This window comes from Streptomyces ochraceiscleroticus, from assembly GCF_000720485.1.
In the GTDB taxonomy this organism is placed as follows: Bacteria; Actinomycetota; Actinomycetes; order Streptomycetales; family Streptomycetaceae; genus Streptomyces; species Streptomyces ochraceiscleroticus.
Genome location: NZ_JOAX01000025.1, coordinates 36,831 through 61,658, shown reverse-complemented (window position 1 = coordinate 61,658; position 24,828 = coordinate 36,831). Strand labels below are relative to the sequence as shown.

General features: G+C 72.6%; 22 protein-coding genes and 1 pseudogene. 6 read left to right on the top strand and 17 right to left on the bottom strand.

Translation table 11 applies throughout. The features are described 5' to 3' along the window. Positions 1 to 5 precede the first annotated feature (5 nt). The 7 genes and pseudogenes from pheT to infC all read right to left on the bottom strand — a co-directional run bounded on the left by pheT (position 6) and on the right by infC (position 7,392). Positions 6 to 2,513 carry a phenylalanine--tRNA ligase subunit beta gene (gene pheT, locus IG84_RS0127585; protein ID WP_031062645.1) on the bottom strand — a complete coding sequence of 836 codons (2,508 nt, stop codon included), beginning with the start codon at positions 2,511 to 2,513 and terminating at the stop codon, positions 6 to 8. Further along, a complete protein-coding gene (pheS, locus tag IG84_RS0127580; RefSeq protein ID WP_031062644.1) occupies positions 2,513 to 3,640 on the bottom strand; it encodes a phenylalanine--tRNA ligase subunit alpha in 1,128 nt (375 codons plus the stop codon). The genes pheT and pheS overlap by 1 nt, the downstream gene beginning before the upstream one ends. Before the next feature lie 140 nt (positions 3,641 to 3,780). Continuing rightward, the gene (locus IG84_RS0127575; RefSeq protein WP_031062643.1) at positions 3,781 to 4,932 is read right to left on the bottom strand and encodes a sensor histidine kinase; all 1,152 of its coding nucleotides are present in this window, start codon (positions 4,930 to 4,932) and stop codon (positions 3,781 to 3,783) included. Between the two features lie 36 nt (positions 4,933 to 4,968). Next, positions 4,969 to 5,823 carry a TrmH family RNA methyltransferase gene (locus tag IG84_RS0127570; protein ID WP_031062642.1) on the bottom strand — a complete coding sequence of 285 codons (855 nt, stop codon included), beginning with the start codon at positions 5,821 to 5,823 and terminating at the stop codon, positions 4,969 to 4,971. A 115-nt stretch (positions 5,824 to 5,938) separates the two neighbouring features. Next, the gene (gene rplT / locus IG84_RS0127565; protein ID WP_030251930.1) at positions 5,939 to 6,322 is read right to left on the bottom strand and encodes a 50S ribosomal protein L20; all 384 of its coding nucleotides are present in this window, start codon (positions 6,320 to 6,322) and stop codon (positions 5,939 to 5,941) included. Between the two features lie 101 nt (positions 6,323 to 6,423). After that, positions 6,424 to 6,618 (bottom strand): 50S ribosomal protein L35, encoded by a 195-nt coding sequence (rpmI, locus tag IG84_RS0127560; RefSeq protein ID WP_030616321.1) that lies wholly within the window; start codon positions 6,616 to 6,618, stop codon positions 6,424 to 6,426. 124 nt (positions 6,619 to 6,742) lie between these two features. Further along, a pseudogene (gene infC / locus IG84_RS0127555) lies at positions 6,743 to 7,392 on the bottom strand (translation initiation factor IF-3). A 411-nt stretch (positions 7,393 to 7,803) separates the two neighbouring features. Here infC and IG84_RS0127550 point away from each other — a divergent pair. After that, entirely contained in the window at positions 7,804 to 8,193 is a 390-nt protein-coding gene (locus IG84_RS0127550; protein ID WP_030251939.1) for a DUF1844 domain-containing protein, read from the top strand. Positions 8,194 to 8,264: 71 nt separating this feature from the next. Here IG84_RS0127550 and IG84_RS0127545 read toward each other — a convergent pair whose 3' ends face one another. The 4 genes from IG84_RS0127545 to IG84_RS42405 form a co-directional block, all read right to left on the bottom strand. Then, complete coding sequence (locus IG84_RS0127545; protein ID WP_031062641.1) at positions 8,265 to 9,011, bottom strand: MIP family channel protein; 747 nt, start codon at positions 9,009 to 9,011, stop codon at positions 8,265 to 8,267. Between the two features lie 102 nt (positions 9,012 to 9,113). Beyond that, positions 9,114 to 9,848: an SseB family protein gene (locus IG84_RS0127540; RefSeq protein ID WP_031062639.1), complete on the bottom strand. Its 735-nt coding sequence runs from the start codon at positions 9,846 to 9,848 to the stop codon at positions 9,114 to 9,116. Between the two features lie 113 nt (positions 9,849 to 9,961). Further along, on the bottom strand, positions 9,962 to 11,125 hold the full coding sequence (gene mycP, locus IG84_RS0127535) for a type VII secretion-associated serine protease mycosin (RefSeq protein WP_031062637.1): 1,164 nt from the start codon (positions 11,123 to 11,125) through the stop codon (positions 9,962 to 9,964). Then, positions 11,122 to 12,348 carry a hypothetical protein gene (locus IG84_RS42405; RefSeq protein ID WP_245659625.1) on the bottom strand — a complete coding sequence of 409 codons (1,227 nt, stop codon included), beginning with the start codon at positions 12,346 to 12,348 and terminating at the stop codon, positions 11,122 to 11,124. Before IG84_RS42405 ends, mycP begins: the two co-directional genes overlap by 4 nt. A gap of 228 nt (positions 12,349 to 12,576) precedes the next feature. On the opposite strand from IG84_RS42405, the gene IG84_RS0127525 reads away from it, so the two are divergent. Then, complete coding sequence (locus IG84_RS0127525; protein WP_031062631.1) at positions 12,577 to 13,791, top strand: amino acid deaminase/aldolase; 1,215 nt, start codon at positions 12,577 to 12,579, stop codon at positions 13,789 to 13,791. Between the two features lie 39 nt (positions 13,792 to 13,830). Here IG84_RS0127525 and IG84_RS0127520 read toward each other — a convergent pair whose 3' ends face one another. The 5 genes from IG84_RS0127520 to IG84_RS0127500 all read right to left on the bottom strand — a co-directional run bounded on the left by IG84_RS0127520 (position 13,831) and on the right by IG84_RS0127500 (position 19,816). After that, complete coding sequence (locus IG84_RS0127520; RefSeq protein WP_031062630.1) at positions 13,831 to 14,844, bottom strand: DUF2510 domain-containing protein; 1,014 nt, start codon at positions 14,842 to 14,844, stop codon at positions 13,831 to 13,833. Positions 14,845 to 14,872: 28 nt separating this feature from the next. After that, positions 14,873 to 16,180 (bottom strand): HAD family hydrolase, encoded by a 1,308-nt coding sequence (locus tag IG84_RS0127515; protein ID WP_031062627.1) that lies wholly within the window; start codon positions 16,178 to 16,180, stop codon positions 14,873 to 14,875. Between the two features lie 102 nt (positions 16,181 to 16,282). Continuing rightward, positions 16,283 to 17,068, bottom strand: coding sequence for a 3-oxoacyl-ACP reductase (locus IG84_RS0127510; RefSeq protein WP_031062626.1), 786 nt, complete (start codon positions 17,066 to 17,068; stop codon positions 16,283 to 16,285). Between the two features lies 1 nt (position 17,069). Continuing rightward, a complete protein-coding gene (locus IG84_RS0127505; protein ID WP_211266533.1) occupies positions 17,070 to 18,437 on the bottom strand; it encodes an aldehyde dehydrogenase family protein in 1,368 nt (455 codons plus the stop codon). An 11-nt stretch (positions 18,438 to 18,448) separates the two neighbouring features. Beyond that, positions 18,449 to 19,816 (bottom strand): glutamine synthetase family protein, encoded by a 1,368-nt coding sequence (locus tag IG84_RS0127500; RefSeq protein WP_031062622.1) that lies wholly within the window; start codon positions 19,814 to 19,816, stop codon positions 18,449 to 18,451. Between the two features lie 73 nt (positions 19,817 to 19,889). On the opposite strand from IG84_RS0127500, the gene IG84_RS0127495 reads away from it, so the two are divergent. The 3 genes from IG84_RS0127495 to IG84_RS0127485 all read left to right on the top strand — a co-directional run bounded on the left by IG84_RS0127495 (position 19,890) and on the right by IG84_RS0127485 (position 22,990). Then, positions 19,890 to 20,627 (top strand): FadR/GntR family transcriptional regulator, encoded by a 738-nt coding sequence (locus tag IG84_RS0127495; RefSeq protein WP_031062620.1) that lies wholly within the window; start codon positions 19,890 to 19,892, stop codon positions 20,625 to 20,627. A gap of 150 nt (positions 20,628 to 20,777) precedes the next feature. Next, positions 20,778 to 22,247 (top strand): ethanolamine permease, encoded by a 1,470-nt coding sequence (gene eat / locus IG84_RS0127490; RefSeq protein WP_031062619.1) that lies wholly within the window; start codon positions 20,778 to 20,780, stop codon positions 22,245 to 22,247. A 32-nt stretch (positions 22,248 to 22,279) separates the two neighbouring features. After that, positions 22,280 to 22,990, top strand: coding sequence for a gamma-glutamyl-gamma-aminobutyrate hydrolase family protein (locus IG84_RS0127485; protein WP_031062617.1), 711 nt, complete (start codon positions 22,280 to 22,282; stop codon positions 22,988 to 22,990). 25 nt (positions 22,991 to 23,015) lie between these two features. Here the strand turns inward: IG84_RS0127485 and IG84_RS0127480 are convergent, their stop codons facing one another. Next, positions 23,016 to 23,570: a helix-turn-helix domain-containing protein gene (locus IG84_RS0127480; protein WP_031062615.1), complete on the bottom strand. Its 555-nt coding sequence runs from the start codon at positions 23,568 to 23,570 to the stop codon at positions 23,016 to 23,018. A gap of 121 nt (positions 23,571 to 23,691) precedes the next feature. Between IG84_RS0127480 and IG84_RS0127475 the strand changes: the two genes are divergently transcribed. Beyond that, positions 23,692 to 24,825, top strand: coding sequence for an aryl-sulfate sulfotransferase (locus tag IG84_RS0127475; protein ID WP_031062614.1), 1,134 nt, complete (start codon positions 23,692 to 23,694; stop codon positions 24,823 to 24,825). Positions 24,826 to 24,828 lie beyond the last annotated feature (3 nt).

Below are 24,828 nucleotides of genomic sequence, written 5' to 3'. Positions count from 1 at the left end.
CGTCGTTACGCGCGCAGGCTCGCGCCGGTCCGCTCGACGGCCGCCTCGACCGCCGCGTCACGGGCGGCGGACGCCTCGTCGGCGGTCAGCGTGCGGTCGGCCGCGCGGAAGCGCAGCGCGTACGCCAGGGACTTCTTGCCCTCGCCGACCTGCTCGCCGGTGAAGACGTCGAACAGCCGCAGATCCTCCAGCAGTTCACCGGCTCCGGACCGCAGCGCGGCCTCGACGTCGGCGGCCGGGACCGCGGAGTCGACGATCAGCGCGACGTCCTGGGTGGCGACCGGGAAGGTGGAGATCCGCGGCGCGGGCACCACACCCGTACCGGCCCGCTCCAGGCGGTCCAGGTCGATCTCCATGGCGGAGGTCCGCTCCGGCAGGCCCAGCGCCTTGATGACGCGCGGGTGCAGCTCACCGGCGTTGCCGACGAGGATCTCCTCGCCGTCGACGACCGCGAGCAGCGCGGCGCAGCGGCCCGGGTGCCAGGGCGCGTGCTGGTCCTGGCGGACGATCAGCTCGACGCCCGCCTCACGGGCCACCAGGCGGCCCGCCTCGACGGCGTCGGCCCAGGTCGCCGGGCGGCCCTTGCCCCACCAGCCGGCCTGCTCGCGGGCGCCCGCGAGGACCACGGCGGCGCGGCGCGGCTGCTCGGGCAGCGCGCCGTTCAGCGCGGCGATCTCCGCGTCGGTCGGGCGGCGGTCGACGGGCAGCCGGGCGGCCGGCTTCTCGTCCCCGGTCGGCCGGAAGACCAGGCCGGTCTCGAAGAGCGCCAGGTCGTGCGCGCCCCGGCCGTCGTTGCGGCGCAGCGCGGAGAGCAGGCCCGGGAGGAGCGTCGTACGGAGCGACGGCTCCTCGTCCGAGAGCGGGTTGACCAGCTTCACCGTGCGGCGGCGCGGGTCGTCCGCCTCGATGCCGAGCTGGTCCAGGACCGCCTCACCGATGAACGGGTAGTTCAGCGCCTCGACGTACCCGGCGCCGGCCAGCGCGCGGCCGGCCCGGCGGTGCAGCCGCTGCCGCTCGGTCAGGCCGGTGCCCGCGGGCGGCGTCGGCAGCGTGGAGGGCAGGTTCTCGTAGCCCTCCAGCCGGATGACCTCTTCGGCGAGGTCGTTCGGGTCGGTCAGGTCCGGGCGCCAGGACGGCACCGTGACCATCAGCTCGTCCTGGCCGTACACGTCGCAGCCGACCTGCTGCAGGCGGCGGACGACGGTCTCGCGGCCGTACGTTACGCCCGCGACCTTGTCCGGGTGGTCCGCCGGGATGGTGATCGTGTGCGGCCCGCTGGGCGCCACGATCTCCGTCACGCCGGCCTCGGCGGTGCCGCCCGCGAGCAGCACCAGCAGGTCGACGGTCCGCTGGGCCGCGGCGGACGCGGCCTCGGGGTCGACGCCGCGCTCGAAGCGCTTGGACGCCTCGGAGGACAGCTTGTGGCGGCGGGCCGTGCGCGCGATGGTCAGCGCGTTGAAGTGCGCGGCCTCGATGACGACCTCGGTCGTGCCCTGGCCCTCCGCGTGGTCGGCGATCTCGGTGTTGGCACCGCCCATGACGCCCGCCAGGCCGATCGGCCCGCGGTTGTCCGTGATGACCAGGTCCTCGGCGTCCAGGACGCGCTTCGTACCGTCCAGCGTCGTGATCTTCTCGCCGGGCTCGGCGCGGCGGACCCCGATCGCCCCCTCGATGAGGGAGCGGTCGTAGGCGTGCAGCGGCTGGCCCAGTTCGAGCATCACGTAGTTGGTGACGTCGACGGCGAGCGAGATCGGCCGCATGCCGGCCTTCTGCAGACGGCGCTGCAGCCAGATCGGCGAGCGGGCCTCGGGCTGGAGGCCCACGACCGTACGGGCGGTGAAGCGGTCGCAGCCGATCGGGTCGGTGACCTTGACCGGGTAGCCGTAGCTGTTCGGCGGCGGCACGTCCAGCAGCGCCGGGTCGCGCAGCGGCAGGCCGTACGCGGTCGCGGTCTCGCGGGCGACGCCGCGCATCGACAGGCAGTAGCCCCGGTCCGGGGTGACCGCGATGTCCAGCACCTCGTCGACCAGCTCCAGGAGCCGGATCGCGTCGGTGCCGACCTCGATCTCGGGCGGCAGCACGATGATGCCGTGCGAGCCGTCGTCGCCCATGCCCAGCTCGTCGCCGGAGCAGATCATGCCGTGCGAGACCTTGCCGTACGTCTTGCGCGCGGCGATCTTGAAGTCGCCGGGCAGCGTGGCGCCCGGGAGGACCACGACGACCTTGTCGCCGACGGCGAAGTTACGGGCGCCGCAGACGATCTCCTGCGGCTCGCCCGTGCCGTTCGCCTGACCGACGTCGACCGTGCAGAAGCGGATCGGCTTCTTGAAGCCCTCCAGCTCCTCGATCGTCAGCACCTGGCCGACGACCAGCGGACCCTCGATGCCGGCGCCGAGCTGCTCGACGGTCTCCACCTCCAGACCGGAGGCAATCAGCTTGGTCTGCACGTCACGACCGGACTCACCGGCCGGCAGGTCGACGTACTCCCGCAGCCAAGAAAGCGGGACCCGCATCAGATCTCCATCCCGAAAGGCCGGGTGAAGCGCACGTCACCCTCGACCATGTCTCGCATGTCCTCGACGTTGTGGCGGAACATCAGCATCCGCTCGATGCCGAACCCGAAGGCGAATCCGCTGTACTTCTCCGGGTCGACACCGCAGGCGGTCAGCACCCGCGGGTTGACCATGCCGCAACCGCCCAGCTCGATCCAGCCCTCGCTGGAGCAGGTGCGGCAGGGCGCGTCCGGATTGCCCACGGACGCGCCGCGGCACACGTAGCACACCATGTCCATCTCGGCGGACGGCTCGGTGAACGGGAAGTAGTTCGGGCGCAGCCGGGTCTCCATGCCCTCACCGAAGAGCGCCCGGACCATGTGGTCCAGCGTGCCCTTGAGGTCGGCCATGGTCAGGCCCTCGTCGATGGCGAGCAGCTCGACCTGGTTGAAGACCGGGGTGTGGGTCGCGTCCAGCTCGTCGGTGCGGTAGACGCGGCCCGGGCAGATCACGTACAGCGGCGGCTCGCGGTCCAGCATCGAGCGGATCTGCACCGGCGAGGTGTGCGTGCGCAGCACCACACCGGTCTGCTTCTCGTCGCCGTCGGCGGCCGACTCGACGAAGAAGGTGTCCTGCATCGTGCGGGCCGGGTGGTCCGGGGCGATGTTCAGCGCGTCGAAGTTCAGCCACTCCGACTCCACCTCGGGACCCTCGGCGACGGAGTAGCCCATCGCCACGAAGACGTCCTCGATGCGCTCCGAGAGGGTGGTGAGCGGGTGCCGGGCGCCGGCCTGCACGCGGTCGTACGGCAGCGTGACGTCCACCGCCTCCTCGACCAGCACACGGGCGTCCCGCTCGGCCTCCAGCTCCTCCTGGCGGACCTTGAGGGCCTGGTTCACACGGCCGCGGGCCTGGCCGACGCGCTTGCCGGCGTCCGCCTTGGCGTGCGGGGGCAGGGCGCCGATCTCCCGGTTGGCGAGCGCGAGCGGCGAGGTGCCGCCGGTGTGGGCGGTCTTCGCCGAAGCGAGCTCGTCGAGGTCGGTCGCGGCGGCGAACGCGGCGAGCGCCTCGCTCTGCATGCGCTCGATCTCTTCCGGTTTCAGGGCCTCGACCTCAACAGGGTCGTACGACTTATTGGGTGCGGACATCTCTTCCCGTGCTTCCGGTGGTCTTGGCGCGCGGCTTGCCCCCGACGCGTGAGTGCCAAAGGTGCCAAAGGTCAAGTCTAAGGGGCATCGCGGCCACGCCTCACAGACGCCCCGGGCAGGACGGCGCCCGTCGGTCCCGGTCAGGCCATGAAGGCCGGGGTGCCGACGGGCAGGGTAAATCGGAACTGCGCGCCGCCGGCCGGGGCCCGGCCGACCGTGATCGTGCCGCCGTGGGCCTCGACGATGCCCTTGACGATGTACAGGCCCAGGCCGGTGCCGCCGCGCTTGCTGCCCCGCCAGAAGCGGGTGAAGACGCGGCTCATCGACTCCTCGGGGATGCCGGGGCCCTCGTCGCTCACGGTGACGGTCGTTCCCTCCGTGCCGGTCGTCATGGGTGTCGGTGCCACCTCGATGGTGACCGTTCCCTCACCGTGCCGCACCGCATTTTCCAGCAGGTTGCCCAGTACTTGATCGACCTTGTCCGGATCGGCCCACATCTCGGGGAGCGGTTCCAGCATGCGGATCAGGAAGCGGTCCGGGCGCTGACCCGCCGTGGTCTGCGCCTGGACGTGCCGCCGCACCGCCGAGGCCATGTCGACCCGCTGCCGGCGCACCTCGAGGCGCCCCGAGTCGATCCGTGAGATGTCCAGCAGCTCGGCGATCAGCCGCGTCACGCGGTTCGCGTCCGCGTCGACGGTCTCCAGCATCAGCCGCTTCTGGTCGTCGGTGAAGCGCTCCCACTTCTGCAGCAGGGTCGCGGTGAAGCCCTTCACGGAGGTCAGTGGCGAGCGCAGCTCGTGCGCGACGGTGGCGATCAGCTCGGCGTGGCTCAGCTCCGTACGGCGCCGCGCCTCGGTGCCGCGCAGCGTGATGATCAGGCGCCGCACCGTGCCCAGCGGCCGGTCGCGTACGTACCGTGCGGAGACCAGCAGCTCGCGGCTGCCGAGCAGCAGATTGCGCTCCGGCTGGCCGGTGCGGATGGCCAGCCCGCCGTACGGGTCGGTGAGCTGCCACCAGCGGCGGCCCTCCATGTCCTGCAGCGGCAGCGCGCTCTCCAGGGACAGCCCGAGAGCGTCGCCGGGGTCGACGGCCGTCAGCCGCGCGGCGGCGGCGTTGAAGCACACCACCCGGCCGCTCTCGTCGGCCACCACCAGGCCGTCGGGGAGCTCGTCCGGATCCAGCCCGGCGGCCGGGCCGACCGCGTCGTACGGGAGTGGAGGGTGCTCGCCGGGGTCGCCCGAGAGGCAGATGTCCACCACGGACGCGCGTGTGCCGGAAGTCCGCACATTCATCCCGCTACCCCCTTCCGGTGTGGGCACGCCACCCTACTAGCCCGCGGCGGCGGAGCGGCACCCTCCGGGCGTGCGCTGGGCGCGCGCGGAGGCGTACAGGCACACCGCGGCCGCGGTCGCGAGGTTCAGGCTCTCGGCCTTGCCGTGGATGGGCACCCGCACGACCGCGTCGGCGAGCGCGCGGGTCTCCTCCGGGAGCCCCCACGCCTCGTTGCCGAAGATCCAGGCCGACGGGGAGCCCATGGTGCCCGCGTCCAGCTCGGCGTCCAGGTCGTCCTCGCCCGCGCCGTCCGCCGCCAGGATGCGCACGCCCGCGCCCTTGAGCCCGTCGACGACCCGCTCGACCGGCACGCCGACGGCGACCGGCAGATGGAAGATCGACCCGACCGAGGCCCGCACGGACTTCGGGTTGTACAGGTCGACGGAGGCGTCGGTGAGCACCACGGCGTCGGCACCCGCGGCGTCCGCGCAGCGCAGTACCGTACCGGCGTTCCCGGGGTCCCGGACGTTGGCCAGCACCGCGACCAGCTTGGGCCGCGCGGCCAGGATCTCCTCGAAGGGCGAGTCCAGGAAGCGGCAGACGCCGATCAGGCCCTGCGGGGTCACGGTCTGCGAGAGGTCGGCGATGGTGTCGTCGTCGGCGAGCAGGACGCGCACCCCGGCGTCCCGGGCCGCGGCCACGATGGCCTCGTGCCGCTCGGCGGCCTCGGGCGTGGCGAAGACCTCGATCAGGGTCGGCTCGCCGCCGCCGCTGTGCCGGACGGCCTCTCTGACCGCCTGCGGCCCCTCGGCGATGAACCGGCGCTCCTTGCCGCGGAAATTGCGGCGGGCCAGCCGCCGGGCGGCGGCGACGCGTGCGGAACGCGGGGAGATCAGCTCGGGGGTGCCCATGGGCGGCGGCTCACTTCGTCGTAACGGGTGGTGGTGCAGAACGGCAACGCAAAACGGCGGCGGACCCGCAGGCCGGGGCCTGCGGGTCCGCTCGACGACTTCCTCAGGCTGAGGTTCAGGCAGCCTTGGGAGCGTTGACGTCGCTCGGCAGCGCCTTCTGCGCCACCTCGACCAGCGCGGCGAACGCGTTCTGGTCGTTGACCGCGAGGTCGGCCAGGATCTTGCGGTCCACCTCGATGTTGGCGGCCTTCAGACCCTGGATGAAGCGGTTGTAGGTCATGCCGTTGGCGCGGGCAGCGGCGTTGATGCGCTGGATCCACAGCTGACGGAAGTCGCCCTTGCGCTTCTTGCGGTCGTTGTAGTTGTAGACGAAGGAGTGGGTGACCTGCTCCTTGGCCTTGCGGTAGAGGCGCGACCGCTGGCCGCGGTAGCCGCTGGCCTGCTCGAGGATCGCCCGGCGCTTCTTGTGGGCGTTGACTGCCCGCTTGACGCGTGCCACTTGTTAACTCCTTGTAGCGGGGCCGTGGTGGTCGGCACACGGCCCGATTCGAATCAGGTCCCGGTCTGGGTCGCGCGCCGCCTTCACAGGGGCGCGGCGACTCACTTGCCGAGAAGCTTCTTGATCTTCTTGGCGTCGCCCGGGGCCATCTCGGCGTTGCCGGTGAGGCGACGCGTCAGCTTGGACGACTTGTGCTCGAGCAGGTGGCGCTTGCCGGCGCGCTCGCGCAGCACCTTGCCGGAGCCGGTGACCTTGAAGCGCTTGCTGGAGCCGCTGTGCGTCTTGTTCTTCGGCATGCGCCGTTCTCTCCTCGTCAGTGGCGCTCCCGCCGGCCGGTGGGCCGGCATACGGGAGCGTCAGTTGTTTCGGTTGGTGTCCGGGGCGGTGACCCCGGCGCTCTCCGGGGTTCGCACCCCTGGATCACGCCTCGGCGGGCTCCTCGGCGGCCTGCTCCTGCTCGGCAGGGGCAGCACCTTGGCGCTCCGCCTTGCGGGCGGCCTGCGCCTCGCGGGCCTCGGCCATCGCCTCGGTCTTCTTCTTGTGCGGACCGAGGACCATGATCATGTTCCGGCCGTCCTGCTTCGGGTTCGACTCGACGAAACCGAGGTCCTGGACATCCTCCGCGAGCCGCTGCAGCAGCCGGAAACCGAGCTCCGGGCGGGACTGCTCGCGACCACGGAACATGATCGTGATCTTGACCTTGTCACCCTGCTTGAGGAACCGGACGACGTGACCCTTCTTGGTGTCATAGTCGTGCGGGTCGATCTTCGGCCGGAGCTTCATCTCCTTGATGACCGTGTGCGCCTGGTTCTTGCGCGCCTCACGGGCCTTCATGGCCGACTCGTACTTGAACTTTCCGTAGTCCATGAGCTTGCAGACCGGCGGACGGGCGTTCGCCGCCACCTCGACCAGGTCGAGGTCGTACTCCTGCGCAAGCTCCAGGGCCTTGGCAAGCGGCACAATGCCGACCTGCTCGCCACTGGGACCGACGAGTCGCACCTCGGGGACGCGAATCCGGTCGTTGATGCGGGGCTCGGCGCTGATGGATCCTCCTCGGTTTAGCACCACACGACCGCCTGGCGGACAGCCGCGTAACGTCTTTTCGGTGTGACCATCTCGCCGGAACAACGCAAAAACGCCCCGGACGGGACACAGGCGGGGCTCCTCAAAAAGATCGGGGAGCACCGCCGCGAATGTCACCGCGGGGCGCAGCCTGACCGTTGACCCGCCTGCCCTGGGGGCTGGAATCGGGTGGGAGATCGGAGCCTCCACTTGTGGGCCGGACACATAGGTGACCGGCCGGTCGAAGTCAATGGTACATGACCCGGGCGGGACGTGTACCGGCCTCCGCTCGCACGGTCCCCGGCGGGCACGCGGGGCGGCGCCCCACGCGCGGGCGCGGGCGCGCCGGGGCCTAGTCTGAGGGCAGCGCACCGGCCGCACGGAGCGGGCGCACCGATCGTACGGACAGATAGAGAGCCATGAGCGACGCCACCCCTCCCTCCTCCGACTCCGCAGCCGCCCCGGACGCGCAGCCCGCGGACTTCGACGCCATGACCCGCGACATCGCGGACGTGCCGGCCGTCGAGGTCATCACGACGGTCGCGGTGCACCTGATGAGCTCGGCCGCGGTCAACCTCGGCCTCGCCGAGGAGGGCGAGCAGCACAAGGACCTGGACGAGGCGCGCAAGCTGATCCACGCGCTGGCCGGGCTGGTGACCGCGAGCGCCACGGAGATCGGCTCGTACCACGCGGCGCCGCTCCGGGACGGGCTGAAGTCGCTGCAGCTCGCCTTCCGCGAGGCGTCGGTGGTGCCGGACGAGCCGGGGCAGGGGCCGGGCGAGAAGTACACGGGGCCGGTCTTCGGCTGAGCGGCCCGCGCCGGAACGTATGACGGTGGCCCCCTGATCCACGGATCAGGGGGCCACCGTCATGAGAGCGGTCAGAGCGCCGAGCGTTCGTCGGCCGGCGGTTCCCTGTCGGCCGGGGGACGCAGCGGGCTGTACGGGGTGTGGGTGAGCCGGTGGGCCAGGGCCGCCAGCACGCCGCCGATCAGCGGCGCGACGATGAACAGCCAGAGCTGGGAGAGCGCGCCGCCGCCCGCGAAGAGCGCCGGGCCGAAGCTCCGGGCCGGGTTCACGGACGTACCGGTGAGCGGGATGCCGATGAGGTGGACGGTGGCCAGCGCGATGCCGATGGCCAGGCCGTCGAAGCCGACCAGGGCCACCTTGTGGGTGACGGCGAGGACGACGAAGACCAGCAGGAACGTGAGCACGATCTCGGCGACGAAGGCACCGCCGAGATTGATGTGCACGGCCGAGCGGTCGGCGAAGCCGTTGCTGCCGAAGGCGCCGTCGGTCTTCAGGCCCGGCACCTGCTTGGCCACCAGGAAGAGCAGCGCGGCGCCGACGATGCCGCCCAGCAGCTGGGCGATCCAGTACTCGACGGCCGTACGGACGGTGATGCGGTGGGCCACCAGCATCCCGAGCGTCACCGCGGGATTGACGTGGCAGCCGGAGATGGGGCCGAGCGCGTAGGCCAGGGCCAGCAGTGTGAAGCCGAAGGACAGGGCGATGCCGAAGGTCCCGATGTACTCCCCGGCCAGCACGGCAGCGCCGACCGCGAAGAACACCAGGAGCAGCGTGCCGAGGAACTCGGCTACGACCGAGCGGGTCTCCGGGGTGTCCATGGGGGGCCTTCCTCGAAGGGATCTTGCACCTGCTGCGATTGTGCGTCCGTCCCGAGGTCCCCGCCTCTTGAAGCGCCGCCCGAAGCGCCTGGTGGCGGCCGGTCAGCGGCTGAAGAGCGGGGCACCCTGCGGGGCCGCGTCCGGCGCCAGGAGGGCCAGGTCGAGGCCCTTCACCAGGCGCTCGCGCAGCACGTCGTCCGAGGCCAGGGCGGTGGCCAGGCGCTGTGCGACCTCGCCTGCCGGGGCGTCGGGGGCGAGGCCGAGGGCGAGCGTGGCATCGGTGTCGGCGGACGGCGCCAGATGGGCGACCCGCACCCCCGGCTCGTTCGCGAGGACCGCGCGCAGCGCCTCGGTGACGGCGGGGTCGGCGAGCGGGTCGCCGGTGGTCCGGCCCTCGGCGAGGGCGCGCAGGGCCGCACCGGTCAGCGGGTAGGTCACGGGGCCCGCGACGTCCAGGACGATCGTGTCGGCCTTCTCGTGGGAGGCGGCGAGCAGCGCCTGCTGGAGCGGTACCGCGACGGGGCGGGCGTCCGGGCGCCAGCGGTGCAGGGTCTCGATGGACGTGAAGGCGGGGAGCGCGCGGCGGCCGTCCGGGGCCTGCAGGGTCGGCACGGCCATGTCGCTGGTCTTCTCGCGCCGGAGCCCGTCCGCTCCGGTCTCCACCTCTCCCAGCAGGGCCACCACCGGTACGAGCAGACGGGCGCCGCGGAGGGCCGCGAGGAGGCGGGGCTCGGCGGTGCGGTCGGCGGACCAGGCGGCGAGGGCCGCGGTCAGCTCGGGGTCGGCGGTGCCGTCGTCGTCGGAGAAGCCGGGGTCCGGGATGTTCTTCAGCGTCACGCGGGTGAGCCTATCGGCAGGCAGCGGCCGGGCTTGGGCGGGTGCCCGGCGGTTCTGTGCGTCGGGGTGCCCCCGGTGGACGTTGTCCTCAAGCGCCGGACGGGCTGGATTCGTCAGGCGCGGCGCCGCCACAGGATCACTGCGGCCGCCACCAGGGCCGCGCCCGCGGCAGTCGCGGTCCAGGGGAGCCAGGAGCCGGTGCCGGTCGATGCGTGGCCTTCGGGGCCCGGGCCGAAGTAGCGCTTCGTGTACGTGGCGCGGTCGCCGGCCGCCGGCTCGGCCACGGCGCCCTTCTTCACGGCTGCCGCGGGGTCGACCAGGCCGGCGCCCAGGTCGTCGTTGCGGCCGGTGGCGGGGCTGTCCTGGGCGGTTTCGGTGAGGAGCTGCTTGATCTGCGCAGGGTTCAGATCCGGGTGGGCCGCGCGTACCAGGGCGACCGCGCCCGAGACGTACGCGGCGGCGGCGCTCGTGCCCCAGCCCTCGTAGTACTTGCGGTCCGGGTTGGCGATCACGACGTCGACGCCGGGGGCGCTGACCGTGGCGTACCAGCGGCGGGTGGAGAAGCGGGCGCGGGTGCCGTAGCGGTCCACCGCGGTCACCGCGATCACGCCGGGGTAGGCCGCCGGGTAGGAGACGTGGTCGCCGTGCTGGCCGCCGTTGCCCGCGGAGGCGACGACCGGGACGCCCTTGCTCAGCGCGTACTGGACGGCGGCGTCCTCGCGTGGCTCCGGGTGCGCCGAGTCGCTGTCGTCGCCGAGGGAGAGGTTGATGACGTCGGCGCCGTGGTCGGCGGCCCAGCGGATGCCGTCGGCGAGGGCGTTGGCGCGCTCGGTGCGGGCCCTCTTCCGCTCCGGGTCCGCGTCTTCGAGGATCACGCGGACGGGGAGGATCTTCGCCTCGGGCGCGATGCCGAGCACGCCGTCGGAGTGGCCGTGGCCGTGCCCGGCGATGATGCCGGACATCGCCGTGCCGTGGTCCGCCCAGGTCTTGTCGCCGCGCTCGGCGCCGAAGCCGATCAGGTCCTTGCCGGGGAGCACCTGGCCTTCGAGGTCGGGGTGGGTGGCGTCCACGCCGGTGTCGAGGACGGCGACCGTGATGCCGTCCCCCTTGGTGGTCCCCCACGCCTCGTCGACGTGCAGGGCGTCCAGGGCCCACTCCTGCGTGCGGATGCCGTCGGCCCGGGCGGGGGTGACGGTGAGGGCGGCCACGGCGGTGGCGGTGAGGGCGACGGCGAGCACGCGGGGCGTGCGCCGCGCGGCACGGGTGCCGGGCGTCATCCGTCCGCCTCCGTGGCCTTGGCGAGCTGCGTGCGGAAGGCGCGCTCGATGCCGTCCGCGACCCCGGCGGCGTCGTGGCCGAGCCCCGCCTGGGCGGGCGCGGAGGTGGCTCCGGTACGGGTGGCCTCGTCGGCCGGCCGCGGGTCGGGCACCGCGCGGCCGTCGGCGAAGCCGGAGACCGCGTACACGACGAAGGGCGCGTCGGACAGCACCTGGACGCTCCAACTGGCGCGCTGGTCCGGCCCGAAGTCCGCCGCCGGGGTGCCGGGAGCGGTGTACGGGCGGGGCATCAGGTCGCGGCGGGCGGCCAGCCGCTCGGTGGTGAACCGCTTGTTCAGGGCGCGCATCCCGGTGAGATCGGTCCTGGTGGTGACCACCCCGACGGTGATCACACTGCTGTGCGTCGCGTCCACGTAGTCCGCGCGCAGCAGGCGCTTGCAGCCGGCCGGGGCCAGCGCCTTGGCCAGCAGCGGGTCGAACGCCTTGGCGCAGCCGCCGTCGGGCGCGACCGCGATCCGGTGCCAGGTGCGGTCGGCGCCGCCCGGACCGGCGGCCGTGCCGTGCAGGGTCTGCGGGAAGAGGGTGCGCACGGGGACGCTGTGCCACAGGGCGCGGGCGTCGGTGAAGGCGGCGGCCGCTGCCTGGTCCCCGCTCGGTCCCCCGGCGAGCCAGCTCCCGGCCGCTGCCCCGCCGATGAGGCCGAGCCCGAGGACGAGGCAGGCAGCGGCGGCGGCCGTCCGCAGCGCGTGGCGGCGCGACGGCGCGGGCGCGGGCTGCCCGGGGACGGTCGTCGGGGCGGCGGCCTGCCCGGGGACGGGCGGTGCCGCGACGCCCGGCGCCGGATTCCCGAGCGGCCCCTTCTGCGGAGGCAGCGGCGTGCGCGAGGCGGCACGCTGCTGCTGGGGGGACGTTTCCGCGGGCGACGGTCCGGCCGGCGGCGCGGCCGGTGCGGCCTTCTTGGCCGGTGCCTTGCCGCCCTTCGCGCCGTGCCATTTGGCCGCGCCCTGGGCGAGGTGGAAGGACGCGGTGTCCCGGTAGCCGGGCGGCGCCGGGCGGCTGGGCTTCGGCGGGACCGCGGGCCTGGGCGGGACGGCGGTGGTGCGGGTGTCCGGGGCGGATTCCTCGCGGGCGGCGTCCGAGGCGGCAGCGGCCGGCCGGTACGGCGGTGGCGGAGGTATCGGGGGCAGGCGGCGCCGGCCGACGTAGTTCGCTTCGGTGCTCACCCGCGCTCCCCCTCGCGCAGTTCTGCCCCGTGGCCCGGGCGGCGTGCGGGGCGGGACGGTATATGGATCAGACCTGGTGCCGCGGGTCTGCGGGCCGCGGCCTGCGCCACTTTACGGGCTGTCGCGCCCCCGGCCGCAACTCGTGTCCGGTACCGGTCGCCTTCGTGTGTCCGGTCTGTCGCGATCTCTCCCCTACCCTGCGGTAATGCGGTCTGGCAGGCTGCCGTCATGCGCCGGCTGACCTCCGAACCCCATGCCTTGGAGGCCCGTTACGACCGGGCCACCGCTCATCTCGACGCACCGCTCGCCGTCGTCGACCTCGCGGCGTTCGATGCCAACGCCGCGGATCTGGTGCGGCGCGCGCACGGCAAGCCGGTGCGGGTGGCGAGCAAGTCCGTACGCTGCCGTGCCCTGCTGGAACGCGTACTGGCCCGGGACGGGTTCGCCGGGATCATGAGCTTCACGCTCGCGGAGTCGCTCTGGCTGGCCCGCTCCGGCTTCCACGACGTCCTGCTGGCCTATCCGTCGGCGGACCGGGCCGCGTTCGCCGAGCTGGCGGACGATCCGAAGCTGGCCGCCGCGGTGACGGTACTGGTCGACGACGTGGCGCAGCTCGCGCTGATCGACGCGGCGCGGGGCGGCGGCCGGGCGGAGATCCGGGTGTGCCTGGAGCTGGACACGGCCTTCCGGGCGGGCGGCGGCCGGGTACGGGTGGGCGCGCGCCGCTCGCCGCTGCGCGACCCCGCACAACTGGCTGAATTCGCACGGCTGGTGGCGCGCCGCCCGGGCTTCAAGGTCGTCGGCCTGATGGCGTACGAGGGGCATGTGGCGGGCGTGGGGGACGCGGTGGCGGGGCGGCCGCTCTTCTCGCGCTCGGTGCGCGTCATGCAGGCCGCGGCGCGCAAGGAGCTGGCGCGGCGGCGCTGGGAGGCGGTGCGCGCCGTCCGGGCCGAGGCGCCGGACCTGGAGTTCGTCAATGGCGGCGGGACGGGCAGCGTGCAGCACACCGCGGCGGAGGCGGCGGTGACGGAGGTCGCGGCCGGGTCGGGGCTGTATGTGCCGCGGCTGTTCGACAACTTCCGTTCGTTCAGCGGGCAGCCGGCGGCGCTGTTCGCGATGCCGGTCGTACGGCGGCCGGGGCCCGGCGTGGTGACCGTACTGGGCGGTGGCTATCCGGCGTCCGGCGCGGCGGGCGCGGACCGGCTGCCGGAGCCGTATCTGCCCGCCGGGCTGGCGTACGACCCGCAGGAAGGGGCCGGCGAGGTGCAGACGCCGCTGCTGGGCGCGGCCGCCGACCGGCTGCGGATCGGCGACAAGGTGTGGTTCCGGCACGCCAAGGCCGGTGAGCTGTGCGAGCGTTTCGACGCACTGCGGCTGGTGGACGGGGACCGGGTGGTGGCGACCGTACCGACGTACCGGGGCGAGGGGCGGACGTTCCTGTGAGGCGCGGTACGGGGGCGGCGCGGGCCGCCCCCGTACGCGTCACACCGTCGGCTTGATGTCTTCGAGGATCTTGTCCATGTCGGCGAGCGGCGGGGCCTGGCCGCCGACGTCGAAGTTGAAGCGGAGGACGACCATCGAGCCGGCGCCGCCGGGCGAGGGGAAGGCGACGGACTGGGCGATGCCGTCCGGGCCCTTCTTGTTGGTGACCTTCCAGCGCACCAGATACCCCTTCTGGCCCGCGACGGTCACCTTCTCCGCCTTGAGCTCCTCGTGGTTCTCGATGCCGCCGTAGCGGGCCTTGTCGCCGTACTGGCCCTTGCCGTACGTCGCCTCGATGTTCTTCTCGATGTCGGCCTCGGCGATGCCCCGGGCCGTGGTCTCGGAGAAGCCGGCCGCGGTCTCGGAGAGGACCCTGCCGCGCAGGCACTGCTTGCTGTCTTCGCCCGCGCAGTTGTAGGGCCCGGTGTAGAGGTCGGTCTCCCTGCTGAACTCGTCCTTGTGCCAGCCGTCCAGGACCGGGATGGCGATGCTGTTCAGGGCGTCGAGGAGGGTGTCCTCGTCCTCGGTGGGGGCCGGCTCGGGCGCCGCCGAGGTGGTGGCGGGCTCGGGCGACGGGGTTTCGCTCGCGCTCGCCGTCGCCTTCGGGGCGGGCTTCGGGTCGTCGTGCGGCGCGTCGCCGCCAGTGACCAGCGTGATGCCCACGACGGCGGCGGCCACGACGACCGCGGCACCGGCGATCGCCGCGATCATCGGGCCGCGCTTCCTGCCACCGCCGCCCTGACCGGGGCCGCCGGGCTGCGGACCGCCGGGCTGTACGGGCCCGAAACCGCCCGGCGCGCCCTGCGGGTACCCGTAGCCGGACTGCTGCTGCGCCTGCTGCGGATACCCGTAGGCGCCGGGCGGCGCGCCCTGCTGCGGATAGCCGTACGCCGCCGGGGCGGCCCCGGCCGCGCGGGTGTGGTCGGTCCACGCCGAGCCGTCCCACCAGCGTTCGGGCGCGGGACCGTTGCCTGTATGCCCCGGGTCTGGATACCAGCCCGGCGGTGTCGTCATGCTCACGCCGGACACTGTATGGCCGGAATCATCCCCCGTACACACGGTCCTGCTGGTCGGACACCACACTGCCGTCGGCGCGGCGCACCGGTCCGAAGCCGCCCTCGGGCTTGTTGTACGCCGCGGTGGAGCACGGGTACGCACCGGACTTGCGCGGCAGCGGCTCGATGAACATGGGGTTGACCACCCAGCGCCCGTCGGCGTTGTCGTAGGCCCGGCACATGACCTCGTTCTTGTTGCGGTTCAGCACGAGGTGCGCGCCGGTGGCGTCGCCGACGAAGGTGACGTCGGTGTCCGCGTCGCCGCCGCCCAGCGCGATGCGGTGCGTGAAGTCCTGCTGCTGCCACGCCTTCGGGCCCTTGACGCCGAAGATGTCCTGGTTGACCCAGCAGCGCTTGCCGTCGATGTACGGGATGGCCTCGCCCTTGTTGTCGCCGACGCCGCCGCAGCCCTCGTTCTCGTACGTGATGCGGCCCTGCTTGTCGAGGACGCTGCGGATGGCGATGGTGTGCTTCCTGTCGACGCCGATGCCCTTCGACCAGACCTCGGTGACGGGCTCGGACCCGGCGGAGACGATGTACACGTCGAAGCCGGCGCGCTGGAGGGTGCGGACCAGGTCGCGCTGCTGGTCGTAGTAGCGCACGTAACCGGGGACGGTGTGGCTGCCGACCTTGTCCTTGCTGCCGATCGGCGCGGCGAGGACGTGCTTGCGCGCGGCGGCGGCGTAGGAGCTCAGTTCGGCGACGGTGTGGCCGGCGAAGAGCTGCGGGATCCAGGCGTACTGGGGCACGGTGCGCCGGTGGTTCCAGGTGCCCTCGAAGGCCGCGGCGCCGTCGGCGGTCTTCGCCTCGTCGCGGATGGCGAAGATCTCGTCGGCGCAGGCGGTGTTGGTGGAGGTGTTCAGCGGCGCGCCGACGGGGACGTCGGTGCCGCACGCCTCGGTGAGGGCGCGGTCGGCGGCCGGGGTCAGCCACTTGCTGGTGTCGCGCCAGTGCGCCGGGCGGAGGATCTTGTCGTGGTTCAGGGACCAGACGAGCGTCGCGTCGGTGACGTCGTTCTTGGTGATCGTGTTGTCCCAGTCGAAGGCGGCGACCGGGCGCTGTCCGTGGCCGTTGCCGTGGGCGAGCTCCGGGTGGGAGCAGACGCCGCGTTCGTCGATGGTGCGCTGCAGCTTGTCGCGGTTGGTGCCGTACCACGTCAGGCTCTGCGAGAGCTGCGGGCAGCCGGCCTGCGGGGTCTTCGGGGCGGCCGGGGCAGCGGTGGCGGGCACGGCGGCCGCCAGGGCTGCGGTGACGGCCAGGGCCAGGGCCGGTGCGAGGGTGTGCCGGATGCGCATACGTCCTCCTTGACGGGTGCGGGCCGGGGCGAGGAGCGACGCCGGGGCCGACAGCCCGTGCTGCCGGCCCCGGACATGATCGGGAAACCTTACCCGTGGTGCTTACACAGGGGTGACATACGCTCCGGCGATGCCGCCGTCGACAAGGAATTCGGACGCGTTGACGAAAGAGGAGTCGTCGCTGGCGAGGAAGGCGACCGCGGCGGCCATCTCCTCGGGCTCGGCGAACCGGCCCACCGGTACGTGCACCAGACGGCGCGCCGCGCGCTCCGGGTCCTTGGCGAACAGCTCCTTCAGCAGCGGGGTGTTGACGGGCCCGGGGCAGAGCGCGTTCACGCGGATGCCCTCGCGGGCGAACTGCACGCCCAGCTCGCGGGACATGGCCAGCACGCCGCCCTTGGAGGCGGTGTAGCTGATCTGGGAGGTGGCGGCGCCCATGACGGCGACGAAGGAGGCGGTGTTGATGATGGAGCCCTTGCCCTGGCGCTGCATGTACGGGAGGGCGTACTTGCAGCACAGGTAGACGGAGGTGAGGTTGACCTCCTGGACCCGCTTCCAGGCGTCCAGTCCGGTGGTGAGGATGGAGTCGTCGTCGGGCGGCGAGATGCCCGCGTTGTTGAAGGCGACGTCGACCGAGCCGTAGGTGTCGTACGCGGTCTTGAACAGCGCCTCGACCTGGCCCTCGTCGGTGACGTCGACCTGGACGAAGAGGCCGCCGACCTCGGCCGCAGCGGCCTTGCCCGCGCTCTCGTCGATGTCGGCGCAGACGACATTGGCGCCTTCCGAGGCGAGGCGGCGGGCGGTGGCCAGGCCGATGCCGCTGCCGGCACCGGTGATCACGGCGGTACGGCCGACGAGCCGGCGGCACACAGGGGTCTGGTCGGTCATGTCACTGCTCCTCGGTGCTGATGAAGACGTTCTTGGTCTCGGTGAAGGCGGCGAGCGCGTCGGGGCCCAGCTCGCGGCCCAGGCCGGACTGCTTGTAGCCGCCGAACGGGGTCCAGTAGCGGACGCTGCTGTGCGAGTTGACGGAGAGGTTTCCGGCGGCGACGGCACCGGAGACGCGCAGCGCGCGGCCGACGTCGCGGGTCCAGATCGAGCCGGAGAGGCCGTAGTCGGTGGCATTGGCGAGCCGGACGGCCTCCGCCTCGTCCTCGAAGGGCAGCACGACGGCGACCGGGCCGAAGATCTCCTCGGTGGCCGCCCGGTCCTCGGGCCGGCCCTCCAGGACGGTCGCCGGGTACCAGAAGCCCTTGCCCTCCGGTGCCTCGCCGCGGATGGCGACGGGGGCGTCGTCGGGGACGTAGGACCGTACGCGGTCGCGCTGGGCCGCGGAGATCAGCGGGCCCATGCCGGTGGCGGGGCCGGCCGGGTCACCGACGGTGACGGCCTTGACCGCGGGCTCCAGCAGTTCCAGGAAGCGGTCGTACACGGACCGCTGGACGAGGATGCGGCTGCGGGCGCAGCAGTCCTGGCCGGTGTTGTCGAGGAAGGAGCCGGGCGCGGCGGCCGCGGCCCTCTCGATGTCGGCGTCGGCGAAGACGATGTTCGGGCTCTTGCCGCCGAGTTCGAGGGTCACCCGCTTCACGCCGGCGGCGCACTTGGCCATGATCTGCTTGCCGACGCCGGTGGAGCCGGTGAAGACGACCTTGGCGACGCCGGGGTGCTCGACCAGCGCGTTGCCCGCCACGGGGCCGGCGCCGGGCAGTACCTGGAACAGCCCCTCGGGAAGGCCCGCCGCGAGGCCCAGTTCGGCGAGGCGGAGAGCGGTGAGCGGGGTGGTCTCGGCGGGCTTGAGGAGCACGGCGTTGCCCGCGGCGAGGGCGGGCGCGGTACCCCAGGCGGCGATGGGCATCGGGAAGTTCCACGGCGCGATGACGGCGACGACGCCGAGCGGTTCGTGGAGCGTGAGGTTGAGACCGCCGGCGACCGGGATCTGCGCCCCGGTCAGCCGCTCGATACCACCGGCCGCGTATTCGAGCAGGTCACGGGCGTTGCCGGCCTCCCAGCGCGCGTTGCCGACCGGGTGGCCGGCCTCCCGTACCTCGAGCTGGGCGAGCTCTTCGAGGTGGGTGTCGACGGTGGCGGCGAAGCGGCGCAGCAGCCGGGCGCGGTCGCCGGGCGCGAGGGCCGCCCACTGCGCCTGGGCCCTGGCGGCCCGTGCCACGGCGGCGTCGACCTCGGCGGGGGTGGTGGCCGGGACGGTCGCGATGACCTCTTCGGTGGCCGGGTTCAGGATCTGGTGCTCGGAAGGCAAGTGACTGGTCCTCACATGCGTTCGAAGGAGCGGAACCGCTCCCAGTCGGTCACGGCGGAGTCGTAGGCGTCGAGCTCCACCCGGGCCATGTGGAGGTAGTGCTCGACGACCTCGTCACCGAAGGCGGCGCGCGCGATCGGGCTCTTCTCCCACAGGTCGGCGGCCTCGCGGAGGGTGGTCGGCACATGCTCCGCGTCGCCGGTGTACGCGTTGCCGGTACAGGCGTCCGGCAGCTCCAGCTTGTGCTCTATCCCGTACAGCCCGGCCGCGACCATGCCGGCCACCGCGAGGTAGGGGTTCACATCGCCGCCGGGGAGACGGTTCTCGAAGCGGTGGGCGTGGCCGTGGCCGATGACGCGGAGCGCGCAGGTGCGGTTGTCCGGGCCCCAGGCGACCGCGGTGGGCGCGAAGGAGCCGGGCCGAAAGCGTTTGTAGGAGTTGATGTTCGGTGCGTACAGCAGCGTGAAGTCGCGCATCGCGGCGATCTGCCCGGCGAGGAAGTGCCGCATCAGCGGCGACATGCCGTACTCGCCCGACTCGTCGGCAAGCACCGGGGCGCCGTCCTCGTCGCGCAGCGAGAGGTGGATGTGGCAGGAGTTGCCCTCGCGCTCGTCGTACTTCGCCATGAAGGTGAGCGCCATGCCCTCCTGCGCGGCGATCTCCTTGGCGCCGGTCTTGTAGACGGCGTGCTGGTCGCAGGTGGTGAGCGCCTCGTCGTAACGGAAGGCGATCTCGTGCTGGCCGAGGTTGCACTCGCCCTTGGCGGACTCCACCGTCATGCCGGCCGCGCCCATCTCGTTGCGGATGCGGCGCAGCAGCGGCTCGACGCGGCTGGTGCCGAGCACGGAGTAGTCCACGTTGTAGAGGTTGGCGGGGTGCATGTCGCGGTAGCCGCGCGACCAGGCGTCCTCGTAGGTGTCCTTGAAGACCATGAACTCCAGCTCGGTACCGGCGTACGCGCGCCAGCCGCGCTCGGCGAGCCGGTCGAGCTGGCGGCGGAGGATCTGCCGCGGGGAGGCGGCGACGGGGGTGCCGTCGTGCCAGGCGAGGTCGGCGGTGAGCAGCGCGGTACCGGGGCTCCAGGGCGTGCGGCGCAGCGTCCCGGTGTCACCGTGCATGCAGAAGTCGCCGTAGCCGCGCTCCCAGGAGGACATCGCGTAGCCGTCGACGGTGTTGAGATCGACGTCCACGGCGAGGAGGTAGTTGCACCCTTCCGAGCCGTGGGCCAGGACGTCGTCGAGGAAGAAACGGGCCGCGAACCGCTTCCCCTGGAGCCTGCCTTGCATATCGGTGAAGGCGAGGACGACAGTGTCGATCTCCCCGGTGTCGACGAGCCTTCTCAGCTCCTCGACCGAGAGCGGGGGCGTGCGGTCTGCCACGGTGGTGCCTCCTGTCGCTGCGTCCGGAGGTCATAAGGTAGGCACACGAACCATTGGTTGGGAAGGGGTAGCGGTGGACGGAGCGGCGGACCGGCTGGCGCCGGTGCTGCGCCCGGTGCGGGCGGGCAACGGCTTCGAGGAGGCGCTGGAGCAGATACTCCAGATCGTGCGGCTGGGGCTGGTCCCCCGGGGCGAGCGGCTGCCGGCCGAGCGCGAACTGGCCGAGCGGCTGCAGATCAGCCGGGTCACGCTGCGCGAGGTGCTGAAGGTGCTGCAGGACGAGGGGCTGGTGGTCAGCAGACGCGGGCGGTACGGCGGGACATTCGTACGGGAACGGGCCGAGACGCCCGGCGAGGACGAGCTGCGCCGCCGCATCGCGCAGGTCGACGTCGAGGACACGCTGCGGTTCCGTGAGGTGCTGGAGGTGGGCGCGGCCGGGCTGTGCGCCGGGTACGGGCTGGACGGGGAGCAGGCGGAGCGGCTGCGGGACGCGCTGGCGGCCACGCACGACGCGCCGCTGGCCGACTACCGGCGGCGGGACACACTGCTGCACCTGACGCTGGCCGAGCTGTCGGGCTCGGCCACGCTCGCCGCGCAGTACGCGGCCGTCCGGGCGACCGTGAACGACCTGCTGGACTGCATCCCGCTGTTGGTGCGGAACTTGGAGCACTCCCAGGCGCAGCACACGGCGCTGGTGGAGGCGGTGCTGGAGGGCGACGCGGACGGGGCGCGGGAGGTGATGCGGGAGCACTGCTGCGGTACCGCTGCGCTGTTGCGCGGCTTCCTCACGGGTACGCCGCCGGCGCGGTGACCCGCACGGGCCGGCCACCGGAGCCGCGCCCCCGGCAGCCGAGCCGCCGGTGCCGTAACCGTTCCTTTACGGCACGGGTCTTGCGCCGGAGCGGTCCGCACGACAAAGGTATGGCGCTAAACCTTTACCCCGCCGAGGCAGGAGCGGCTCATGGCCGACAGCACGGAACCGCGCACCGCACCGCCCACTCCCCCGCCACCCGGGGCCGCGCCCGATGACGCCTACCTGGAGAAGCGCTCGCTGCGCCGGGGCAGCGCCGGGCCGCTGCTGCTCACCGGCCTGGGCGTCGCGTACGTCGTCTCGGGCGACTTCTCCGGCTGGAACAACGGCCTGGCCCAGGGCGGCTTCGGTGGCCTGGCGCTGGCGGCGCTGCTGATGGGCGTGATGTACACCTGCCTGGTCTTCGCCCTCGCCGAGCTGGCGTCCGTGCTGCCCACGGCGGGCGGCGGCTACGGCTTCGCGCGCCGCGCGCTCGGCACCTGGGGCGGCTTCCTGACCGGCACGGCCATCCTCATCGAGTACGTCCTCGCGCCCGCCGCGATCTCCATCTTCATCGGCGACTACGTCGAGTCCCTCGGCCTCTTCGGCCTGACGTCGAGCTGGCCGGTCTATCTCGCCTGCTTCGTGATCTTCATCGGGATCCACCTGTGGGGCGTCGGCGAGGCACTCCGCTTCAGCCTGGTCGTCACCGCGATCGCGGTGGCAGCGCTGATCGTCTTCGCGCTCGCCGCGGTCACGGACTTCCACGTCGGCGCGCTGAACGACATCCCGGCCGACAAGGACGCCTTCGGCGCGTCCTCCTGGCTGCCCTTCGGGATACTTGGCATCTGGGCGGCGTTCCCCTTCGGCATGTGGTTCTTCCTCGGCGTCGAGGGCGTGCCGCTGGCCGCCGAGGAGACCAAGGACCCGGCCCGCACCCTGCCCAAGGCCATGGCCGCCGCGATCGGCGTCCTGCTCCTCCTCGCCCTGGTCACCTTCCTCACCGCGACCGGGGCGCGCGGCGCCGCCGCACTCCAGTCCGTCGGCGACCCGCTGGTCCAGGCGCTGCAGCCGCACGGCAAGCCGACGGTCGTCTCCCGCATCGTCAACTACGCGGGCCTGGCCGGCCTGGTCGCCTCCTTCTTCTCCCTGATCTACGCCGGCTCCCGCCAGCTCTTCGCCCTCTCCCGGGCCGGCTACCTGCCCCGCTTCCTCTCCCTCACCAGCCGTCGCAAGGCCCCCTACCTGGGCCTTCTCGTCCCCGGCGCGCTCGGCTTCGCCCTCGCCGCCGCGACCGGCGACGGCGCCCGCATGCTGAACGTCGCGGTCTTCGGCGCCACGATCTCGTACGCCCTGATGGCCCTCTCCCACATCGTCCTGCGCCGCCGCGAGCCGGGCCTCGCACGCCCGTACCGCACCCCCGGCGGCATCCTGACCTCCTCGATCGCCTTCGTCCTCGCCTGCTCCGCACTGGTGGCCACCTTCCTCGTCGATGTGACGGCCGCCTTCATTGCCCTCGGCGTGTACGCGGTGGCGCTGGCGTACTTCGCGCTGTACTCGCGACACCGCTTGGTGGCTTCGGCACCGGAGGAAGAATTCGCGGCATTGGCGGCGGCGGAGGCGGAACTCGACCGCGGCTGACCGCCCATCCCTCACCCTGACCGGAGGTTCCCTTGTCCAAGCCGCTCATCGGCGTCAGCACGTACCTGGAGGCCGAGGCCCGCTGGGGCGTCTGGACTCTCCCCGCCGCGCTACTGCCCGCCGGCTACCACCGCCTTGTACAGAACTCCGGCGGCCTCGCCGCCATGCTGCCGCCGCACGAGGCGGATCTCGACCGGGACGGCGCGCGGGAGGCCGCCGCAGCTGTCGTCGCGCGGCTCGACGGCGTGGTGATCGCGGGCGGCCCCGACGTACGGCCCGACCGGTACGGCGCGGAGACCGACCCCCGCACCGGGCCCCCCGCCCTCGCCCGCGACGCCTGGGAGCTCGCCCTCATCGGGGCGGCCATCGACTCAGCCACGCCCCTGCTGGGCATCTGCCGCGGCATGCAACTGCTGAACGTCGCGCTGGGCGGCACGCTCCACCAGCACCTGGACGGCCACGGCGGCCCGCCCGGCGTCTTCGACCACCACGAGATCAAGCCCGTACCGGACACCCTGCTCGCCGCCGCGCTGCCCGAGCCGGTCTCCGTACCGACGTACCACCACCAGTCCGTCGACCGCCTCGGCCGCGGGCTGCTGGCCTCCGCGTATGCCGAGGACGGCACCGTGGAGGCGCTCGAACTACCGGACGCGCCGGCCTTCGCGCTGGGCGTGCAGTGGCACCCCGAGGCGGGCACGGACACCCGGGTCATGGACGCATTGGTGGCGGCCGCCACTCACTGACACCTCGTCAGCCACGGGCGGCGGCTCAGAGCCCGATGTCGTCAGCCACCCCCACCAGAAGCACCCGCGTGCCCCCCTCCAGGGCACGCCATCGGTGCGTCACCCCGCCCGTGCAGTAGAGCGTGTCACCGCGGCCCAGTTCGTACCGCTCCCCCTCGGCCTCCGCCTCCACGGCCCCCTCGACGACATACAGCAGCTCATCGTTCGGGTGCCGGAACTCCCGCCCCCACTCGTGCGCGCCGGTGAACTCCAGCGCGTGCAACTGCTGTTGACCGCGGACCAGCGGCCGCACCGTGCCCGCCGCGCCGTCCTCCAGCGCGGCACCGGTCTCCGCGCGCACCACGTCGACGGCCCGGCGGTCCTCCGCCGCGCCGAGCAGCTGCACCGCCGTCGTCCCCAGCGCGTCGGCGATGCGCTGGAGCGAGCGCATGCTGGGGCGGGCCCGGTCGTTCTCGACCTGGCTCAGGAAGGGCTTGGACAGGCCGGTACGGGCCGCCAGCTCGGCGAGCGTCAGGTCCAGCGCGCGGCGGCGGCGCCGCACCGCCCGGCCGACCTGCGGCGCCTCCTGATCTTCACGCATTCCGCACTTCCTCTCCCCTTTATCGCCACGTTCACGGCGTTGCCACAAACGGCCCCTACCCTCGAACCTGTTTGACGTCATCAAACAAAGTTTGACGAACAGACGAACAAGGGAACCCGCCATGACCGCTGTCGATCAAAACACACGCCGCCGGCGCGGCACCGGCCTGCTCGCCCTCGACGAGGACGCCGCGTACCCCGGGTACACGCTCTACGCGCCGCTCACCGGCACCGGCGAGGTCTACCTCGTCGATCTGCACGGCGAGGTCGTCCACCAGTGGAACCTGCCGTACCGGCCCGGCCGGCACGCCCGCATCCTCCCCAACGGCAACCTCGCCTACAACGGCGTACTGCCGGACCAGGAAGCGCTGTTCCCGATGTGGCACAAGTACCGCGGCGGCGTGATGCAGGAGATCACCCCCGAGGGCACCGTCGTCCGCGAGCACATCGACCCGTTCCAGCACCACGACGCGCACCACTGCGGTGACGGCCGGATCCTCTACGCCGCGCTGGAGCCGCTGACCGGCGAGCGCGCGGCGGCGGTACGCGGCGGCGTCCCCGGCTCCGAGCCGGTCACCGCCGACGGCCCGACCGTCTGGGCCGACACCATCAAGGAGGTGGACGCGGACGGCAAGGAGCTGTGGTCCTGGCGCGTCGCCGACCACCTCGACCGCGACGCATACCCCCTGCACCCCGACTACTCCCGCGAGCACTACCCCCTCATCAACGCCGTCCTCCCGCTCGCCGACGGCAACATCCTGGCCAGCCTCCGCAGCGCCTCAGCCGTCATCATCATCAGCCGCGAGACCGGCGAGATCGTCTGGCGCACCGAGCCCGGCGTCGTCTCCCAGCAGCACAACCCCACCGAACTGCCCAACGGCAACATCCTCATCTTCGACAACGGCGTCTTCCGCCCGCACTGGGACGTCCCCTTCTCCCGCGTCATCGAGGTCGAGCGGTCCTCCGGGAAGATCGCCTGGGAGTACCACGACCCGGCCCGCGAGGCGTTCTTCGCCCCCTTCATGGGCAGCGCGCAGCGCCTCCCGAACGGCAACACCCTGATCTGCGACTCCCCCGCCGGCCGGATCTTCGAGGTCACCGCCGACGGGTACCTCTGCTGGGAGTACGTCGTCCCGCACTTCGGCGGCTACCGCGAGCCCGAGGTGGGCCGGATCTTCCCGGCGCAGCACAACGCCCTGTTCCGTGCGTACCGTTACGGCGCCGAGGAACTGCCCTGGCTGCCGGGTCGGGGATGAGCC